We start from the raw sequence: 16,234 nt of genomic DNA, 5'->3' as shown, positions 1-16,234 counted from the left end.
GCCGCCGGACACCGGCACCTTATTGGGCGCGATGCTGCAATATTTGCCAGATGACGACCCACCGCGAACCGTTGCCCTCCGTCCTCGATACCATCGGCGAGACGCCACTCGTCCGGGTGCACGTCTCGCCCGACGAGGTGCCCGTCTACGCCAAACTGGAGTCGTTCAACCCCGGCGCGAGCGTCAAGGACCGCATCGGGCGATACATGCTCGAACGGATGCTGGAGGAGGGGACCCTCGACGGCGGGGGGACCATCGTCGAACCGACCGCTGGGAACACCGGCATCGGTCTCGCCCTCGCCGCCGGGCAGTTGGGCGTCGAGGCGGTGTTCGTCGTCCCCGAACGGTTCAGCGTGGAGAAACAGCGACTCATGCGCGCGCTGGGCGCGGAGGTGGTGAACACGCCCACCGCGGACGGCATCGCGGGGGCCATCGACCGCGCCGAGGAACTCGCCGAGGAGCGAGGCGGTGTCGTCCCCCAGCAGTTCTCGAACCCGCTGAACGCGGAGGCGCACTACGAGACCACCGCACCCGAAATCGACGAGGCACTCGACGGCGAGGTGGGCGCAGTCGTCGCCGGGTGCGGCACGGCGGGGACGCTGATGGGGATGGCGCGGTACTTCCGGGAGCGAGAGCCGTCGACGTTCGTCTCTGCGGTCGAACCCGAGGGGTCGGTGTACCGCCGCACGGTCGGCGAGGACCCGCCCCACGGCGAGTACAAGACGGAGGGCATCGGGACGAGCGACGCCGCCACGAACGAACTGTTCGACGTCGACCTCGTGAGCGAGATCGCCACCGTGACGGACGAACGCGCACAGGAGGAGTTGAAGCGACTGGCCCGCGAGGAGGGCCATCTCGTCGCCTCCTCGTCGGGTGCGGCGAGCGTCGCCGCCCTGAACGTCGCCCGACGCATCCGCGACGGGGAGCTAGACGCCCCCTACGACTCCGTGGTGACGGTGTTCCCCGACTCCAGCGAGCGCTACCTCTCGAAGGGCATCTACGGGTCGTTCGAGGAGTGGCAGGGGTAGGTCACTCCCCGGAGACGAACGTGACGCCGGTACAGGCCGGACACTCGACCGCGTCCGCGTTCTCGGCGGTGACGGCGTCGACGGTCCCGTAGACGAAGGCGTGGTCGGTCGGGTCGGGGACCTGCCGTTCGCACAGCGGGCACTCGACGACGCCCGCCCGCAGGTCGTCGCGGCGAATCTCGTTTCGTGTCACGGACGGTTCGGAACGTCGAGGACGGGCCGCGTAGCCCTGACGGTCGCCCGCGCCGAACGGCAAGAGTCACACTCGGGGCCGTTCACCCTCCTGCATGAGCGACGAGAGCCACGAGAACGGCGGAGACGAGGACCACCGCATCGAGACGCGCGCCGTCCACGCCGGGCAGGAACCGGACGCGGAGACGGGCGCGCTGATGACGCCCATCTACGCCAACTCGACGTACGTACAGGACGGCCCCGGCGACCACCGGGGCTACGAGTACTCGCGGACCGGGAACCCCACCCGGACAGATTTGGAGGCGAACCTCGCGTCGCTGGAGGGGGGCGAGTACGGCCGCGCCTTCTCCTCCGGGATGGGCTCTATCAACGCCGTGGTGAACCTCCTCGAGTCGGGCGACCACGTCGTCACCGGCGACGACGTCTACGGCGGGACCCACCGCCTGTTCACGCAGGTGTACGACCAGTACGACGTCGAGTTCTCCTTCGTCGATATGACCGACGCGGACGCCGTCGCCGACGCGATGCGCGAGGAGACGGAACTCGTCTGGATGGAGACGCCCACGAACCCGCTGATGCAGGTGGTGGACGTCGCCGCCGTCTCGCAGGTGGCCCACGAGGGTGGGGCGCTCTGTGCCGTGGACAACACCTTCGCCACGCCGTACCTCCAGCGCCCGCTCGAGCACGGGGCCGACATCGTCAGCCACTCGCTGACGAAGTACCTCGGGGGCCACTCGGACGTCGTGGGGGGTGCGCTCGTCACCGACAGCGAGGATCTGGACGAGCGCCTCGGTTTCTACCAGAACGCGGTGGGGGCGACGCCGGGCCCCTTCGGCTGTTTCCTGGTCCTCCGGGGGACGAAGACCCTCCCCGTACGGATGGACCGCCACTGCGAGAACGCCCGGACCCTCGCGACGTGGCTCGAGGACCACCCGAAGGTGGACGCGGTGTACTACCCCGGGCTGGACTCGCACCCCCAGCACGACGTCGCCGCCCGGCAGATGGACGACTTCGGCGGGATGCTGAGCTTCGAACTCGACGGCACCCTCGAGGAGGCGTCCGCCCTCGTCTCGAACACCGAGGTGTTCACCCTCGCGGAGTCGCTGGGCGGCGTCGAGAGCCTCATCGAACAGCCGGCGGCGATGACCCACGCCGCCGTCCCGTCCGAGGAACGCGAGGCGGCGGGCCTCGACGACGGCCTCATCCGCGTCTCGGTCGGCGTCGAACACGTCGAGGACCTGCGGACCGACCTGGCGCAGGCCATCGAGACGGCGACGAACTGACCCCCGGCGACGCCGGGGTTTTTGTCGGCACCACCCTCACCACGGGTACATGAAGAGAGTCGCACTCGACGACGTCCGCAACGAACCCAATCCCCTGAAGGTCCACGAGGTCCGCAAGCCCGTCTCGAAGGTTCTGGGCACCGAGGACTTCGCGATGAACTACTTCGAACTCGAACCCGGCGAGTCCTTCTCCGGCGGGATGCACACCCACCACGACCAGGAGGAGGTGTTCTACATCCAGGAGGGCACCGCGACGTTCGACGTGCGCCAGTCCGTCGAGAGCGAGACCGAACAGGTGGAGGTCGGTCCCGACGCGGCCATCCGCTTCGACCCCGGCGAGTACCAGCAGGGCGTCAACCGCGGCGAGGAGCAGGTGACCGGACTGGCCCTCGGCGCGCCCGGCGCGATGCACGACTGGGACGACATCGAGTCGGTCGTCTACTGTCCCGACTGCGAGCAGGAGACGGGCCACGACCTCGACTTCGTGGAGGGACGCTTCGAGATGACCTGCGGGGAGTGCGGCTACGAACACTCGTAAGGCCCCGCCAGCACGTTTTTCGTCTGGTGGTACGTGGTACCGACAGCCATGCAGAAGGTCACCGTCGGCGACGTGGAGGACGTCCCGCACTTCATGGGCGCGAACACGGTCAGGAAGCCCCTCTCGCGGGCCATCGACGGGATGGGGTTCGCGATGACGTACTTCGAACTCGAACCCGGCGAGGCGTTCTCCGGGGGACTGCACACCCACCGCGAACAGGAGGAACTGTTCTACGTCCTCTCGGGGACGGCCACCTTCGAGACGCGGGAGACCCCGGACGGCGAGAGCGAATCCCTCGAAGTGAGCGCAGGGGAGGCCATCCACTTCGAGGCGGGCGACGTCTACCAGACGGGCCGGAACGAGGGAACCGAGGGAGTGGTGGGCTTCGCCGTCGGCGTCCCCGGCGCACGCCACGAGTGGGACGACGTCGAGGCGGTTGTCGAGTGCTCCGACTGTGAGAAGGGGACGGTCCACAGCGTCGCCCCGGCCGAGGAGGGCCAGCGGATGCCCGACGGAGACGTGACTATCGCCTGTGAGGAGTGCGGACGGGAACGCTGAACGGGACGAGGGTCACTGACGCCGTCGACGTCGGGGCCGGCGTGGACGTTCGACGCGTGCCGATTACGTACTGTCGACGCCGCTCCGTCAGCACTCCACTGGTTCGACCCATATCGTCGCCGGTTTGCCATCAGGTACGCCGAGGAACGTCGCGTACGCGACCGCCTGTTCGGTGGTACTCGGGTTCGCTGCGATGTGGACGTTCCCCTGTCCGGGGTCGATGAACGCCTCGCCCGCCGTGTAGGTTCGAGTGACGCAGTCACGCTCGTTGATGAGTTCGAGTTCCCCCTCGGTGATGGTCACGACGACCGGCCCTGGGTGGGTGTGCCACCCGGAGGTCCCCCCCGGCTGCCAGGTCACCTTCGCGAGGACGACACTGGACGCATCGAACGGGAGCAGCGACGTGATCGGTCCCGAGTCACTCCCCTCGTAGTCGACCACGAACCCCGCAGCGACGCTGTCCGGGAAGGTCGCGTGAGGTGCGAGTACTTCGACGCTGAATCCCTCGGGTTCGTCGACTTCATCTGTAGTCGCCGAGTCGTCGTCGGAGCGGGACTGACCCGCTGCTACCGGTGCGTTCAACATGAGCGCACCGACCACGACTGCGCTGGTTTTCAGTACCGTCCGACGCAACACACCACCCACCGACTCCGTCGCAGTAGTCGTCTCGTCGTCTGATTCACCGTTCTGCGGACTCTCGATCAACGACATGATATGTTTGGTATGTTACCAACCGTGATAAACTAGTCAGTCAGACTATAATTAAGAGTGTCCGTCTGGTGGCACGCTCTCGTGGAAGCGCGGCTTGACTCTGGGGCGTCGGCACGCGCTCTCTGTGTAGTGTTCGACGCGTGCCGCGAGTGTATCGTCAGGATTGCGATTCGTTATCTCCCCACGTCGACTCGTCAGCAATCGAAAAGTCTCGCGTGTAGCACGACCCGTCTTCGGTGACCCGGCGTAATCACACAGTGTCGGAGTCGACAATCCGAGCAGTCAGCGCGTCGCCTGCGAAGTCGTTGCTACAGTCCAGCGTCAGTGGTGCGGTTTCTCGTGGGCCGTTCCTGACCCACGCTGTAACGTCGAGGTGGGTTCCGTCAGGCAGTTCCTCGAGTGCGATCGTCGTCTCCATCGCGGGGGCAACGGGCGACTCCGCGGCAGGCATTTCGAGATACTGACGAATCAGTTCGTCTCCACCGTCCTCGATGAGGAGGTGGAATCGATGGCGTTCCTCCGAATTGTTGATGACTATCATCCGGAGCGATTGCTGTGGGCCGGAGACGGCCGAGCACCCAGCAAGCGCGGCGATTCCTCCGGTACCTGCACGGAGAAACTGTCGACGAGTGGAGGGCATACGACACTCTTTGCGTATCGCGGCATAGGTTGTTCCCGAGAAAACGTAACTACGCGAGCGATAAACCCACGCACGCTCTCTATGTATCGTTCGACGCGCCTCGCGAGTGGTTCACTCCGGTAGTCGTCGATACACGGTTCGTAACAGAGCGACGCCCAGCAGCACACCGAGACCGGACAGACCAGTTTCGACGTTCTCACCACTACTGAGGAACTGACGACCGGTTTCGCTGAACACTACGTAGCCGTCGTCGGTCGCGATGATACGGTTCGCTTCCGGGAGCGGTTCGTCCGTCCTGAGTCCGCCGACGAGAAGCGCCGCTCGAAGCCGGAGCGGTAGCCGGGAGTCGCGGACGGCGATGGCATCGAGAACCGCCTGCTCGTCGACGGGGTCGAGCACGATTGTACTGTTACCTGCCAGCCGGTCCGTCAGCCGCTAGTAGTACATCGGTTCACCGTCTACGGGATGATAGACGTACGAGGCATCGCCCCGGACGTTCGGATACGTCTCGTTGAGGGAGAGCAGTCCGGCTTGGACGCGGCTTCGCTCGTACGCGCACTTTGTCGAAATCAGCCAGCTCGAACAATCGATGAACTGAAACGCGGTGTCGGGGAGTCCGTCGTTCGCGACGGTGATGCGCCCGTCTTCGATGCCGACCGGTTCGACCGAGTAACGATACCCAGAGAGGTCGAGGTTGAAGAGGCCGATGTACATCGGGTTCGCGATGAGCAGTACGGCGACCGCGAGACGAAGGCCGAGGTGCTGACGCCTCGTGAGCGACCACCCCCGACCGAGCCAATCCATAGAGACGAACTCTGTTCAGCAATCAGGTACTTTCCGTGTATAATAATGATAGACCCACACTCTCTGTCTACCAGTCGCCGCCGACGGACGCGACGGCCGACCTTTCGCTCAGAACAGCGCCTCGTCCTCGTCGAGGATTCGTGCCGGCCCACCCACTTCCCACACCCGCGTCGGGGCGAGGTCGCTCAGTTCGCCCTCGACGCGGTCGACGTACTCCGCCGTCGTGTTGACGTACACCGACGCCCCCGTGTCCGTCGAGAAGTAGACCGGGACGCCGTCCTCGCGCATCCCGCGCACCGCCTCGAAGATTTCGAGCGTCGTCGGCTGCCAGTACACCCACCCGGCGGGGCCGGTCATGGTCGTCGCCGCGAGCGACAGCGAGTCGTGTTCGGCGAGTTCGAAGGCGTCGTCGAAGTCCGCCCGGCGGAGGGCGTCGCGCATCTCGGCTATCTGGCCGTGGATGTGGGCCATCCGCGCCTCGAACATGTGGCTGTCCGCGGCCTCCTTGTGGGCCTCCTCGGTCTCCTTGTAGGCGGGCACCTCGCAGGCGACGATTCGCAGGTCGTCCTCCAGGTCGGTCGCCAGCCGCTCGGCCCTGCAGTCCTCGTCGTTCAGGCCGGTGTGGAGGATGGAGAACGCGCCCGTCACCGCGCGCGCTGCCGAGGACGAGCCTCGGCGGGCGACGGTCGAGATCTCGGGTCGGGTCATGTCCAGTCCGGCGGCCCCACAGAGGGCCATCGCGGCGGCGGCAAAGCCCGACGAGGAGGAGCCGAAGCCGATGTTCGTCGGGAACGACGACTCGCTCTCGAAGCGTACGGGGTGGTCGATTCCGGCGAGGTCGCGGACGTGCTCCACTACGAGTTCGACGCGTTCGCGGCCTCGACCGGTGGCCTCCTCGCCATCGATGACGATGCGGTCCCCCTCCAGCGACTCGTCGAACTCGACGGTCGTGGTGGTGTTCGAGGAGGCGGTACAGACGCTGATGGAGTCGTGGTAGGGGAGTCGAAGCTCCGGGTCGCGCATCCCGTGGTACTTCACGAGTCCCTGAATCGGGTGGGCTCGTGCGGTGGCTTTCATACCCGAGGGTCCGCGGGCCGGGCCTTTGTAGTTGCGTTGTCTGCCGGTGTACCACCGCAACCGGGAAGCCGGTCGGCGTGCCACCACTTCCCGTGAACTTCGCCGTCAGCGCCGTCCTGCTGTTCTCGGCGGCGACCACCGCGCTGTTCGGGTGGGCGGTCTACCGCGGCGACACCTCGCTCGTCGCCGGATACGACTCCGACCGGGTGAACGACGAGGCGGGACTGGCGCGGTTCGTCGGGCGCTGGGTCCTGAGCGCGTTCGTGACGACGACGCTCCCGCTGGTCGGCGGGTACGTCGCGTTCACCCTCGCAATCACGGGGTGGCCCGTGGTGGGGACGAGACGGTTCGAGGACTGAGTTCGCGGGAAACGAGAGACGTTACGGCCAGCTCCCGCCCTGCTGGAAGGCGTCGACGACGCGCCGGATGGCGACGACGTAGGCCGCGGTCCGGAAGTTCGAGAGGTCGTTCTCCTCGTAGGCGTCCGTGAGAGCGTCGAACGCCTCGGTGATGACGCGTTCGAGTTCGTCGTTGACGCGTTCCTCGGTCCAGTAGAAGCGCTGGCGGTTCTGGACCCACTCGAAGTAGCTCACGGTGACACCACCCGCGTTCGCGAGGATGTCGGGGAACACCTCCACTTCGCTCTCGGTGAGGATGTCGTCGGCGTCGGGCGTGATGGGACCGTTCGCGGCCTCCACGACGACGTCCGCCCGCACGTCCTCGGCGATGTCGGCGTCGATGGCGTTCTCCAGTGCGGCGGGGACGAGGAGGTCGACGTCGAGGGTGAGCAGTTCCTCGTTCGTCAGTTCCTCCTCCGCGCCCTCGAAGCCCGTGACGGAACCGGTCTCGTCCTTGTGGTCCTTCGCGGCGGCGGCGTCGAAGCCGTCCTCGTTGTAGATGGCTCCCGAGGAGTCGCTGACGGCGACGACCCGCCCATCGAGTTCCTCCTCGATGAGGCGGGCCGCGACGGACCCGGCGTTGCCGTAGCCCTGCACGGCGACGCTGGCCCCCTCGATGTCCTTTCCGAGGTACTGGAACGCCTCGCGGGCGGTGAGCATCGTCGAGCGACCGGTGGCCTCGACGCGGCCAGCAGAGCCGCCGGAGTCGAGCGCCTTGCCCGTGATGACGCCCGGCGCGGTCGTGTTCTCCAGTTTCTCGTAGGTGTCCTTGATCCAGTTCATCTCCCGCTGGCCGGTGTTGACGTCCGGCGCGGGGATGTCCTTGTTCTCGCCGATGATGGGACGCAGTTCCGTCGCGAACGAGCGGGTGACGCGTTCGACCTCCGCGTCAGAGTACTCGCGCGGGTCGATGACGATGCCGCCCTTCCCGCCGCCGTAGGGGATGTCGACGATGGCCGTCTTGTAGACCATCCACCCCGAGAGCGCCTTCACCTCGTCGCGGGAGACGCCGGGGTGATAGCGGATGCCGCCCTTGTAGGGGCCGCGATCGCCGTTGAACTGCGAGCGGAACGCCTTGAACGTCTCCAGCGACCCGTCGTCGAGTTCGATCGTGAGGTTCGTCTCGAGGATTCGTTCGGGGTGTTTGAGTCGTTCGAGCACGTCCTCGCGGACGTCCAGATGAGCAGCGGCGTCGTCGATCTGCTCCTGGAGGCTCTCGAACGGGTTTGCCTCGTCGGACATACACCCTCCGTCGAAGAGTCGCCGGTTAAGTATGTCGGAGGCGCGCATCGGTCGTGCCGAGACACACCAGACCGACCGGGCTCAGTCCCCGCCCGCCCGCTCGAGGACTCGCTCCGCCCGGGCGATGAGCGGTGCGTCGATCATCTCGCCGTCGACCCGGAAGACGCCCTCGCCGTCGTGGTCGTCGCGGGCCGCGAGCACCCGTCGCGCCCACGCTACCTGTTCGTCGCTCGGCGTGAACGCCTCGTTGACGACCGGCACCTGCGCGGGGTGGATGAGTAGCTTCCCGTCGTAGCCCAGGTCGCGGGCGAAGTTCGTCTCCTCGCCGAGGCCGTCCGTGTCCTCGATGTCGGTGAAGACGGTGTCGAGGGCGTCGACACCCGCCGCGCTCGCCGCGAGGACGACGTGTTCGCGCGCGTAGAGCACCTCCGTCCCCTCCCGGGTGCGGTTCGCGCCGATGTCCGCCGAGAGATCCTCCGCGCCGAAACAGACCGCGGTGGTGGCGTCCGCGGCCGCGACGTCCTCGGCGTGGAGGACGCCCGCCGCCGTCTCGCAGAGGGCGAAGACGGGCAGGTCGGCGTCGCGTTCGGCGAGGAGGGCGGCGAGGCCGTCCACGTCCGCGCCGGACTCCGCCTTCGGGAGCATCACGGCGTCGATTCGGGGGTCGTCACGCAACACCGCGTCGAGGTCCGCGGGGGCCTCGGCGACCGAGACGCGGACGCACACCTCGCAGTCCGGGTCGAAGTCGGGGTCCGTGAGCACCTCGCTGACCGCATCGCGGCCGGCGTCCTTCCGTTCGGGCGCCACGGCGTCCTCGAGGTCGAAGACGATCACGTCCGCGCCGGTACCGGGGGCCTTCCGCATCAGGTCGGGCTTGTCGCCCGGAGAGAACAGCACGCTTCGTCGGGGCATGGTCGGAGATGCGTCCGGGGGGTGTTGAACGTTCGTCTCGACGTCGCCGCGCGCCGGTAGCGTGGTACCATACAACTAGCCACGCACCCGGGCCGGCACGACACCCGTAGACGGTACGCGAATCCCCGTGTCCGCGCTCGGTTCGACGGACGTCCGGTCGACGGGCAGCACACACATGGCAGACACCGACCACGCCTCGCCGGATCCGGGCATCGACCACCCCGACCCGCGAGTCGACCCGGAGTTCGTCCGCCGGGTCGGGGAGGACCGCCCGCTCTACCTCGTCGGGACCGTCCACGGCCACCCGGCCAGCGCCTACCGGGCGCGGGCCGTCGCGGCCGCCGTCCGCCCCGGCGTCCTCGCCCTCGAACTGTCGCCGACGGCGCTGCCCGCGTTCCGCGCGGGCCGGTCGGACGACGAGATGAGCGCGGCGATGGCGGGAGCGCCCGGGGCGCGTCACGTCGGTATCGACGCCGTCGACGGCCCGTTCCTCACCTCGCTGGCCCGCCGTCTCGTCGCGGAACGCGTCGATCGAGGAACCGTCTGCACCGTCGTCCGGAATCTGACCGGCGTGGTGCGGCGGTCGCTCGAACACCGGGTCAGGGGACGCACCCCGGCCGTCGAACCCGAGGCGACGTACGACTGTACCATCGAAGACCCGCCCGCGGAGCAGGCAGCGAACGAACGCGCGCACGTCCGGAAGTGTGCGACGCTCCTCGGGGCGACGGTGTCGCCGCCCGCCCAGCGAGTCACGAACGCGGCCCGGGAGGAACGGATGGCCCGCCACCTCGACGCCCTCCGGCGGGAGGGGAGCGTCGTCGCCGTCGTCGGGTGGGGACACGTCGACGCCCTCGCGGCCCTGCTCGACGGGTAGCGGCGCCGAATCGAATCGAGTCGAGCGCAACGGCTTTCCCCCGCCCGGGGGAGTCCGCAGACAGCGATGCCCGGACTGTACTACGAGGAGTTCGAGGTCGGCGAGACCATCGAGCACCGCACCCGACGGACGGTCAGCGAGAGCGACAACCAGCGCTTCTGTGACATGACGATGAACCAGCAACCGCTCCACCTCGACGAGGAGTTCGCCGCCGAGACGCAGTTCGGCGAGCGTCTCGTCAACGGCATCTACACGATGGCGCTCGCCGTCGGCGTCTCCATCCCCGAGACGACGGACGGCACCATCGTCGCCAACCTCTCGTACGACGACGTCCAGCACCCGACACCCGTCTTTCACGGCGACACCATCCGCGCGCAGTCGACGGTGACCGACAAGCGCGAGACGAGCGACGGTGAACGCGGCCTCGTCACGATGCACGTCGAGGCGTTCAACCAGGACGACGAACTGGTCTGCGAGTTCGACCGGACGGTGCTGTCGCTGAAGCGCGAGAACGCGGAGTAGTCGAACTGGTGGCGGCCGTTTTCCGTGCCATTGTGAGATGCGGAGCGTCCCGTAGACTCCCAGAAGCCGTGCTTGCTGGGAGAGGGTTTTGCGCCGAGGGGTTCCCGCAGGCGCGGCGAAGCCGCGCCGAGGAAATCGGTGCTCTAGAGAACGCTCGCAATCATCACGACGTTGATGCCCGCGGCGAGGAGCCACGGCGTGGCGAGGGCGAGCGGGACGAACGGGGCGACGTCGCGCGGGACGACGTACCACCCGACGATGGCGACGGCGAAGCCCGCGAATTTCATCGCTGTCATCCCGAGGACCCCGTAGTCGGCGATGATGCCCGCGGCGACGGGATTCATCTCGGTCAGGCCGAGACGCAGGCCGTAGGCGGTGAGCGCGATGTCGAGGACCATCGCGAGGACGGCGACGGCCCAGAGTATCCGTTCGTAGCGTGCCGCGCCGTCGAGGAACCACTGTGAGGTGGTCACGGCGTCGTGCGTTTCGGTGTGGGACGTGGGCATGGTGAGCGATGGCTGGTCCCGCGGTCCGGGTGACGGGTGGGACCTCCGTACGACGGGGAACGTCATCCCGAGCTATTGTTACCGCCCACCTACAGGACCGCCGGCGACGGTAAGCCGCGCGGTAACACGGCGAAGCGCGCCGATAACGGCCGGTTAGGGGAGGGGGACCGGTCGGCCTTTGGCCCCGGAACCCGTCGGGGAAGGTGATGGACACGTTCGAACGCGCCGTCGAGAGGTCGCGGGCGCTCGCACGCGACGGGCCGGCCCCCACGACACTCTCGCGGGTCGCCCTCGGCGCGATGGTCCTCCTCGCGGGGGTGCACAAGGTGCTCGACCCCGGCGCGTGGGCGGTCTACGTGACCGACTGGCTGGCGCCGTGGCTCGTCGTCTCGCCGGAGACGTTCATGCTCGTCAACGGCGTCCTCGAAGTCGGTTTCGGCCTCGCCATCCTCGCGGACCGCTACACGGCGTTCGCGGCGGGCGTAGCGGCCGTCTCACTCACGGCGACGGTCGGCTACCTCGCCGTCGTCTGGGCGCTCTCGGGGCGGTTCGGGGACGTCCTCGCCCGCGACGTGGGACTGGCGGGACTGGCGTTGGCCGTCGCGGTGGCGGCGTTGCGGGACTGAGATGAGTCCGTACGCGGACCCGACGAAGGGGACGGCGCTACAGGACCGTGCCGTGTTTCTTGTCGGGGAGGTCCTTCTCGACCGTCTCGTAGAACGCGAAGCGGTTGGCGAGTTCCTCGCGCAGCGAGGAGGGCGCGACGATGTCGTCGATGACCATCTCGCTGGCCATCCGATGGACGTCGATGTCCTGTCGGTACTCCTCGCGGAGTTCCGCCTCCAGTTTCGCCCGTTCCTCGGGGTCGTCGATGGCGTTGAGCTTGTTCGCGTAGACGGCGTTGATGGCCGCCTCGGGACCCATGATCCCGATCTCTCCGGAGGGAAGGCCGATGGTGCTCTCGGGGTCGTAGGCGGGGCCGGACATGGCGTAGATGCCCGCGCCGTAGGCCTTGCGCACGACGACGCACTGTTTCGGCACCGTCGCCGAGGAGGTGGCGTAGATCATCTTCTTGCCCTTCTCCAAGATGCCCTCCTTCTCGACGCCGGACCCGGCCATGAAGCCGGGCGTGTCCGCGAGGTAGAGGAGCGGGACGTTGAACGCGTCGCACTTCCAGATGAACTCGGCGGCCTTCTCGGCGGCGTCGGGGAAGATTGCCCCCGCGCGCGCGGCGGGCTGGTTGGCGACGATGCCGACCGGTCGGCCGTCGATGCGCGCGAACGCGGTGAGGATCTCGGGGCCGTACTCCGGTTGGAGTTCGAAGTAGGAGTCGGCGTCCACGACCCGGTCGACGAGGTCACGCATGTCGTAGCCCCGGTTCGGTTCCTCGGGGATGACGCGGTCGATGCCCATCGGCGACTCGGCGGGCGCCTTCGGTTCGGCGCGCGGCGGCTTCTCGTCGGAGTTGTTCGGGAGGTAGCTCACCAGTTGAGCGACGAGTTCGCGGGCGTGTTCCTCGTCGCGGGCGACGAGGTCCGCGCTGCCCGAGTGGCGGGTGTGGACCTCCGGGCCGCCGAGGTCCTCCATCGAGATGTCCTCGCCGGTGACCATCTTCACCATCCGCGGGGAGGCGATGGCCATCGCGGACATCCCCTCGACCATGATGGTGAAGTCGGCGAAGACGGGCGTGTACGCCGCACCCGCGATACACGGCCCGTAGAGGACGCATATCTGCGGGACTCGCCCGGAGAGCATCGAGTGGTTGTAGTAGTACTTCCCGATTCCCTCGCGGTTGGCGAAGAAGCCCGTCTGCTGGTCGATGCGACCCCCCGAGGAGTCCATCAGGTAGAGGACGGGTTTCGCGGTCTTCAGCGCGCGCTGTTGCATCCGGAGGAACTTCTCGACGCCCTTGGCGGCCATCGACCCCGCCTTGACGGTGAAGTCGTTGGCCATGAAGTGGACCTCGCGGCCCTCGAAGTCGGCCGCGCCGGTCAACAGGCCGTCCGCGGGGATGCGGTCCTCGGCGTCGAACTCGGCGAACTTGCCGTCTTCGAAGAGCAGTCCGTCCTCGAACCAGAGGTCCAGTCGGTCCCGGACGAACAGTTTGCCCTGGTCGGGCAGTCGCTCCTTGTACTTCTCGGGACCACCCTGTTCGATGGCCGCTATCTCCTCCAGCAGGTCGATTTCCCGCTGAGTGGGACCGATGTCGTCGTTGGGGACGGCGTCACCGACCCGGTCGGCGTCGTGGACGACGGCGGGGTCGTCGTCCGCACCGACGTACACCTCGACTGCCTCGACGGCGTGGCGGGCGAGTACGGCGGCGATGGCTCGGGCCTCCTCGTCGCTCGCGCCCTTCGCGATGCGCACCTTCATGCTCCCCGGTGCGCGGAGGGACGTGAAAACGGTTGTCTTGTTTGGGGGGGTCCGACTACCGGGGCGTGAACTCGATGACCCGCGCCCGCTCCGTGACGGACTCGCCGACGCCGACGCCGACGGTCGTGCCGGTCTTCACGTCCTCGGGGTCGGCGTCGACGATGCCGGTCACTCGAACGGGGCCGAAGTCGACCACGGCCGTCGTGTAGGGCGTGTCCTCGGCGAACTGCGGCGCGGCGACGCGGACGACGGTGTACGTCGCGACGGTGCCCGAGTCGGGGAGCGGTTCGTCCGAGAGTTCGCGGGACCCGCAGTGCGGGCAGACCCGTCGCGGCGGAAGCATCCCGTGGCCCTCGGCGCACTCCAGATAGTAGCCCTCGCCGGCCTCGATGGCGTCCAAGAGGTCGTCGTACCCCTCGTCGCGGACTCGGTCGCTCATTCGTCGCTCACCTCCTCTAGCACGTGGACGGTCGCACTCGCGACGGTCCCACCCGCGTTGTGGGCGACGCCGATTTTCGGCGTGGGGATGTCCGGCGAGCGCGGGTGGTCGCCGCGCAGGAGGCGCGTGACGGCGACGATCTGTGCGACGCCCGTCGCGCCGACCGGGTGGCCCTTCGCCTTCAGACCGCCCGAGAGATTGACTGGTAAATCTCCGTCGCGAGTGGTCTCACCGCGCCGGGCCGCGCCGATTCCCTCGCCGGGTTCGTAGAAGCCGAGCGACTCGATGGCCATGACCTCCGCGATGGTGAAACAGTCGTGGACCTCCGCGACGTCGACGTCCTCGGGGCCGATGTCCGCGTCCTCGTAGGCCATCTCGGCGGCCTTCGTCGCGGCGGGACTCCGCGCGAGGTGCTTCCGGTCCTGCAGGGCGAGGTTGTCGCCGCCCTGTCCGGACCCGGTGACCGCGACGCCGGCGTCGATGCCCTCGCGGTCCGCGAAGTCCTCGCTGACGACGACGATGGCCGCCGCACCGTCCGTGATGGGGCAGGCGTCGTAGAGGCCGATGGGGTCCGCGATGCGCGGCGCGTCGAGGACGTCCTCGACGGTGATGGCGTTGCGGAACTGGGCGTGTTCGTTCGGGAGGGCGTTGTCGTGGTTCTTCACCGCGACGTGCGCGAGGTCCTCGGCGTCCCCGCCGAACTCGTCGAAGTACGCCTGCGCCATCAGCGCGTAGGCGGCGGGGAACGTCATGCCCCCGCGAATCTCGTAGAGGTCGTCGGCCGCGATGGCCAGTCCCTCCGTCGCGCGGGCCGTCCCGAGGTTGGTCATGCGCTCCATCCCGCCGGCGACGACCACGTCGGCCTCGCCCGAGCGGACGGTCTTGACCGCCTCGCGGACCGCCACCCCGGCGGACGCGCAGGCCGTCTCCAGTCGCGTCGCGGGCGCGGTGACGCCGATTGCCTCGGCCATCAGCGGTCCCTGGTGGCCCTGATGCTCCGCGAGTTCGCCCATGAAATTCCCGAAGTACAGGTGTTCGACCGCCGTCGGGTCGATGCCCGCCTCGTCGATAGCCGCCAGTCCGGCCTCCGCGAACAGGTCGCGGCCGGTCCGTTCGGGGAACTGCCCGAACTTCGTCAGGCCGGTGCCGGCGACTCGTACCCCTGACATGACCTCACGTATTCGGTTCCGCCCTATATGTCTGCCGTCAGTGGCACGTCTCGCGTGCGCGACAGTCGTCGTGCGGGCTATCGACGGCGGTCGAGTTCGATCGAGTCCGCCGAATCACATCCCCATGTCGCTCGCGGCGTCGGGGACCGGCAGGTCGTTCACGCCCACGCCGAGGAGTTCGGCGGCGTGGTCCAGTGCCATGTCGAAGCCGTAGTAGCGTTCGAGTTCGTCGCCGTCCGGCGTCGGTCGGACCTTCAACATGGCGTAGCCGTCGAGGTTCTGGGCGATGGCGGCCGTCCGACCCTCCCGGTCGAAGGTCAGCACGCGTTCGCCGTCCGTCTCGTAGTAGGTGGCGGTGACGTCGCCCGCCGTCGCCGTCGTCGTGGCGTCCGCGTCGTCCCTGTCGTCGCTCATGGCGCGGCGTAGGGGTGGCCGCCCTACCCGTCTATCGGTTCTCCCCGACTCAGGCCGCGGGGTCCGTCCCCTCGGCGAGCGCCGCCATCGCCGCCTCGTCCATCTCGTGGGGTTCGAGCAGGTCGAACCGGTTGCCGTACAGGTCCTCGAAGTACACCTCCACGCCCCACGGCTGTTCGGTGGGCTGTCCCTCGAAGGCGACGCCGGCCGCCGAGAGCCGTTCGTACTCCTTCCGGCAATCGTCGGTGGTGAGCACGAACGCGGTGTAGCCGGGGACCTGCCGACCGACCGCCTCGCGCTGGGCGTCGTCGTCCGCGCCCATGAGGACGAGCTGTGGGAAGTCCGTGTGCGGGAGGCCGACGGTCAGCCACCGGCCGTCCGGGGTCGGGACGTCATCGCGCTTCTCGAAGCCGAGGGTCCCGGTGTAGTAGTCGAGCGCCTCGTCCTGGTCCTCGACGAGGACCGTCACGTGGGTGATGCCGGTCAGCATGGTCGGTTACTGTTGGCTTTCCGAGGACAAAAGGTCGCGCCGAGCGGGGCGGTAGTGAACGGGT

Annotated in this window: 22 protein-coding genes; 8 read left to right on the top strand and 14 right to left on the bottom strand. The window is 68.0% G+C overall.

From position 1 onward, the window contains the following. The first annotated feature begins 50 nt into the window (after positions 1 to 50). Complete coding sequence (locus tag NKG96_RS05855; protein ID WP_254537544.1) at positions 51 to 1,028, top strand: PLP-dependent cysteine synthase family protein; 978 nt, start codon at positions 51 to 53, stop codon at positions 1,026 to 1,028. 1 nt (position 1,029) lies between these two features. On the opposite strand, the gene NKG96_RS05850 is transcribed toward NKG96_RS05855, so the two are convergent. Then, a complete protein-coding gene (locus tag NKG96_RS05850; protein WP_254537543.1) occupies positions 1,030 to 1,221 on the bottom strand; it encodes a hypothetical protein in 192 nt (63 codons plus the stop codon). 94 nt (positions 1,222 to 1,315) lie between these two features. On the opposite strand from NKG96_RS05850, the gene NKG96_RS05845 reads away from it, so the two are divergent. Genes NKG96_RS05845 through NKG96_RS05835 form a run of 3 tightly spaced genes read left to right on the top strand, consistent with a single transcriptional unit; the run spans position 1,316 to position 3,599 of the window. After that, on the top strand, positions 1,316 to 2,503 hold the full coding sequence (locus NKG96_RS05845) for a cystathionine gamma-synthase (protein ID WP_254537542.1): 1,188 nt from the start codon (positions 1,316 to 1,318) through the stop codon (positions 2,501 to 2,503). Between the two features lie 49 nt (positions 2,504 to 2,552). Next, complete coding sequence (locus NKG96_RS05840) at positions 2,553 to 3,041, top strand: cupin domain-containing protein (RefSeq protein WP_254537541.1); 489 nt, start codon at positions 2,553 to 2,555, stop codon at positions 3,039 to 3,041. A 48-nt stretch (positions 3,042 to 3,089) separates the two neighbouring features. Continuing rightward, positions 3,090 to 3,599, top strand: coding sequence for a cupin domain-containing protein (locus NKG96_RS05835; RefSeq protein WP_254537540.1), 510 nt, complete (start codon positions 3,090 to 3,092; stop codon positions 3,597 to 3,599). An 87-nt stretch (positions 3,600 to 3,686) separates the two neighbouring features. On the opposite strand, the gene NKG96_RS05830 is transcribed toward NKG96_RS05835, so the two are convergent. From NKG96_RS05830 to mvaD, 5 genes are all read right to left on the bottom strand, one after another. Next, the gene (locus NKG96_RS05830) at positions 3,687 to 4,310 is read right to left on the bottom strand and encodes a cupin domain-containing protein (RefSeq protein ID WP_254537539.1); all 624 of its coding nucleotides are present in this window, start codon (positions 4,308 to 4,310) and stop codon (positions 3,687 to 3,689) included. 250 nt (positions 4,311 to 4,560) lie between these two features. Continuing rightward, positions 4,561 to 4,950: a hypothetical protein gene (locus NKG96_RS05825; RefSeq protein WP_254537538.1), complete on the bottom strand. Its 390-nt coding sequence runs from the start codon at positions 4,948 to 4,950 to the stop codon at positions 4,561 to 4,563. Positions 4,951 to 5,061: 111 nt separating this feature from the next. Beyond that, positions 5,062 to 5,349, bottom strand: coding sequence for a hypothetical protein (locus NKG96_RS05820; protein WP_254537537.1), 288 nt, complete (start codon positions 5,347 to 5,349; stop codon positions 5,062 to 5,064). 36 nt (positions 5,350 to 5,385) lie between these two features. Continuing rightward, positions 5,386 to 5,754 carry a hypothetical protein gene (locus tag NKG96_RS05815; protein ID WP_254537536.1) on the bottom strand — a complete coding sequence of 123 codons (369 nt, stop codon included), beginning with the start codon at positions 5,752 to 5,754 and terminating at the stop codon, positions 5,386 to 5,388. 108 nt (positions 5,755 to 5,862) lie between these two features. After that, positions 5,863 to 6,831: a phosphomevalonate decarboxylase MvaD gene (mvaD, locus tag NKG96_RS05810; RefSeq protein ID WP_254537535.1), complete on the bottom strand. Its 969-nt coding sequence runs from the start codon at positions 6,829 to 6,831 to the stop codon at positions 5,863 to 5,865. 92 nt (positions 6,832 to 6,923) lie between these two features. On the opposite strand from mvaD, the gene NKG96_RS05805 reads away from it, so the two are divergent. Next, the gene (locus NKG96_RS05805; protein ID WP_254537534.1) at positions 6,924 to 7,190 is read left to right on the top strand and encodes a hypothetical protein; all 267 of its coding nucleotides are present in this window, start codon (positions 6,924 to 6,926) and stop codon (positions 7,188 to 7,190) included. 21 nt (positions 7,191 to 7,211) lie between these two features. Here NKG96_RS05805 and NKG96_RS05800 read toward each other — a convergent pair whose 3' ends face one another. Together NKG96_RS05800 and NKG96_RS05795 are read right to left on the bottom strand one after the other, a co-directional pair. After that, the gene (locus tag NKG96_RS05800; RefSeq protein ID WP_254537533.1) at positions 7,212 to 8,471 is read right to left on the bottom strand and encodes a Glu/Leu/Phe/Val family dehydrogenase; all 1,260 of its coding nucleotides are present in this window, start codon (positions 8,469 to 8,471) and stop codon (positions 7,212 to 7,214) included. An 81-nt stretch (positions 8,472 to 8,552) separates the two neighbouring features. Further along, positions 8,553 to 9,383, bottom strand: coding sequence for an HpcH/HpaI aldolase/citrate lyase family protein (locus NKG96_RS05795; RefSeq protein WP_254537531.1), 831 nt, complete (start codon positions 9,381 to 9,383; stop codon positions 8,553 to 8,555). A 175-nt stretch (positions 9,384 to 9,558) separates the two neighbouring features. On the opposite strand from NKG96_RS05795, the gene NKG96_RS05790 reads away from it, so the two are divergent. Both NKG96_RS05790 and NKG96_RS05785 read left to right on the top strand, forming a co-directional pair. Continuing rightward, positions 9,559 to 10,257, top strand: a complete 699-nt coding sequence (locus tag NKG96_RS05790; RefSeq protein ID WP_254537530.1) for a hypothetical protein — start codon at positions 9,559 to 9,561, stop codon at positions 10,255 to 10,257. Positions 10,258 to 10,323: 66 nt separating this feature from the next. Continuing rightward, positions 10,324 to 10,779, top strand: coding sequence for a MaoC family dehydratase (locus NKG96_RS05785; RefSeq protein WP_254537529.1), 456 nt, complete (start codon positions 10,324 to 10,326; stop codon positions 10,777 to 10,779). Positions 10,780 to 10,922: 143 nt separating this feature from the next. Here NKG96_RS05785 and NKG96_RS05780 read toward each other — a convergent pair whose 3' ends face one another. Then, entirely contained in the window at positions 10,923 to 11,252 is a 330-nt protein-coding gene (locus tag NKG96_RS05780; protein WP_254537528.1) for a DUF5658 family protein, read from the bottom strand. A 239-nt stretch (positions 11,253 to 11,491) separates the two neighbouring features. Between NKG96_RS05780 and NKG96_RS05775 the strand changes: the two genes are divergently transcribed. Further along, entirely contained in the window at positions 11,492 to 11,911 is a 420-nt protein-coding gene (locus NKG96_RS05775) for a DoxX family membrane protein (protein WP_254537526.1), read from the top strand. A gap of 37 nt (positions 11,912 to 11,948) precedes the next feature. Here NKG96_RS05775 and NKG96_RS05770 read toward each other — a convergent pair whose 3' ends face one another. The 5 genes from NKG96_RS05770 to NKG96_RS05750 all read right to left on the bottom strand — a co-directional run bounded on the left by NKG96_RS05770 (position 11,949) and on the right by NKG96_RS05750 (position 16,170). Continuing rightward, positions 11,949 to 13,658: an acyl-CoA carboxylase subunit beta gene (locus NKG96_RS05770; protein ID WP_254537525.1), complete on the bottom strand. Its 1,710-nt coding sequence runs from the start codon at positions 13,656 to 13,658 to the stop codon at positions 11,949 to 11,951. A 55-nt stretch (positions 13,659 to 13,713) separates the two neighbouring features. After that, complete coding sequence (locus NKG96_RS05765) at positions 13,714 to 14,097, bottom strand: Zn-ribbon domain-containing OB-fold protein (protein ID WP_254537524.1); 384 nt, start codon at positions 14,095 to 14,097, stop codon at positions 13,714 to 13,716. Then, a complete protein-coding gene (locus tag NKG96_RS05760; protein ID WP_254537523.1) occupies positions 14,094 to 15,266 on the bottom strand; it encodes a thiolase domain-containing protein in 1,173 nt (390 codons plus the stop codon). The genes NKG96_RS05765 and NKG96_RS05760 overlap by 4 nt, the downstream gene beginning before the upstream one ends. 114 nt (positions 15,267 to 15,380) lie before the next feature. After that, positions 15,381 to 15,680 (bottom strand): DUF7111 family protein, encoded by a 300-nt coding sequence (locus NKG96_RS05755; RefSeq protein WP_254537522.1) that lies wholly within the window; start codon positions 15,678 to 15,680, stop codon positions 15,381 to 15,383. A 49-nt stretch (positions 15,681 to 15,729) separates the two neighbouring features. Continuing rightward, positions 15,730 to 16,170 carry a VOC family protein gene (locus NKG96_RS05750; RefSeq protein ID WP_254537521.1) on the bottom strand — a complete coding sequence of 147 codons (441 nt, stop codon included), beginning with the start codon at positions 16,168 to 16,170 and terminating at the stop codon, positions 15,730 to 15,732. Positions 16,171 to 16,234: the final 64 nt, after the last annotated feature.

It is taken from the genome of Halomarina litorea, from assembly GCF_024227715.1.
Taxonomy (GTDB): Archaea; Halobacteriota; Halobacteria; order Halobacteriales; family Haloarculaceae; genus Halomarina; species Halomarina litorea.
The sequence above is the reverse complement of the archived record's forward strand: the minus strand, read 5'-3'. Positions and strand labels throughout refer to the sequence as shown.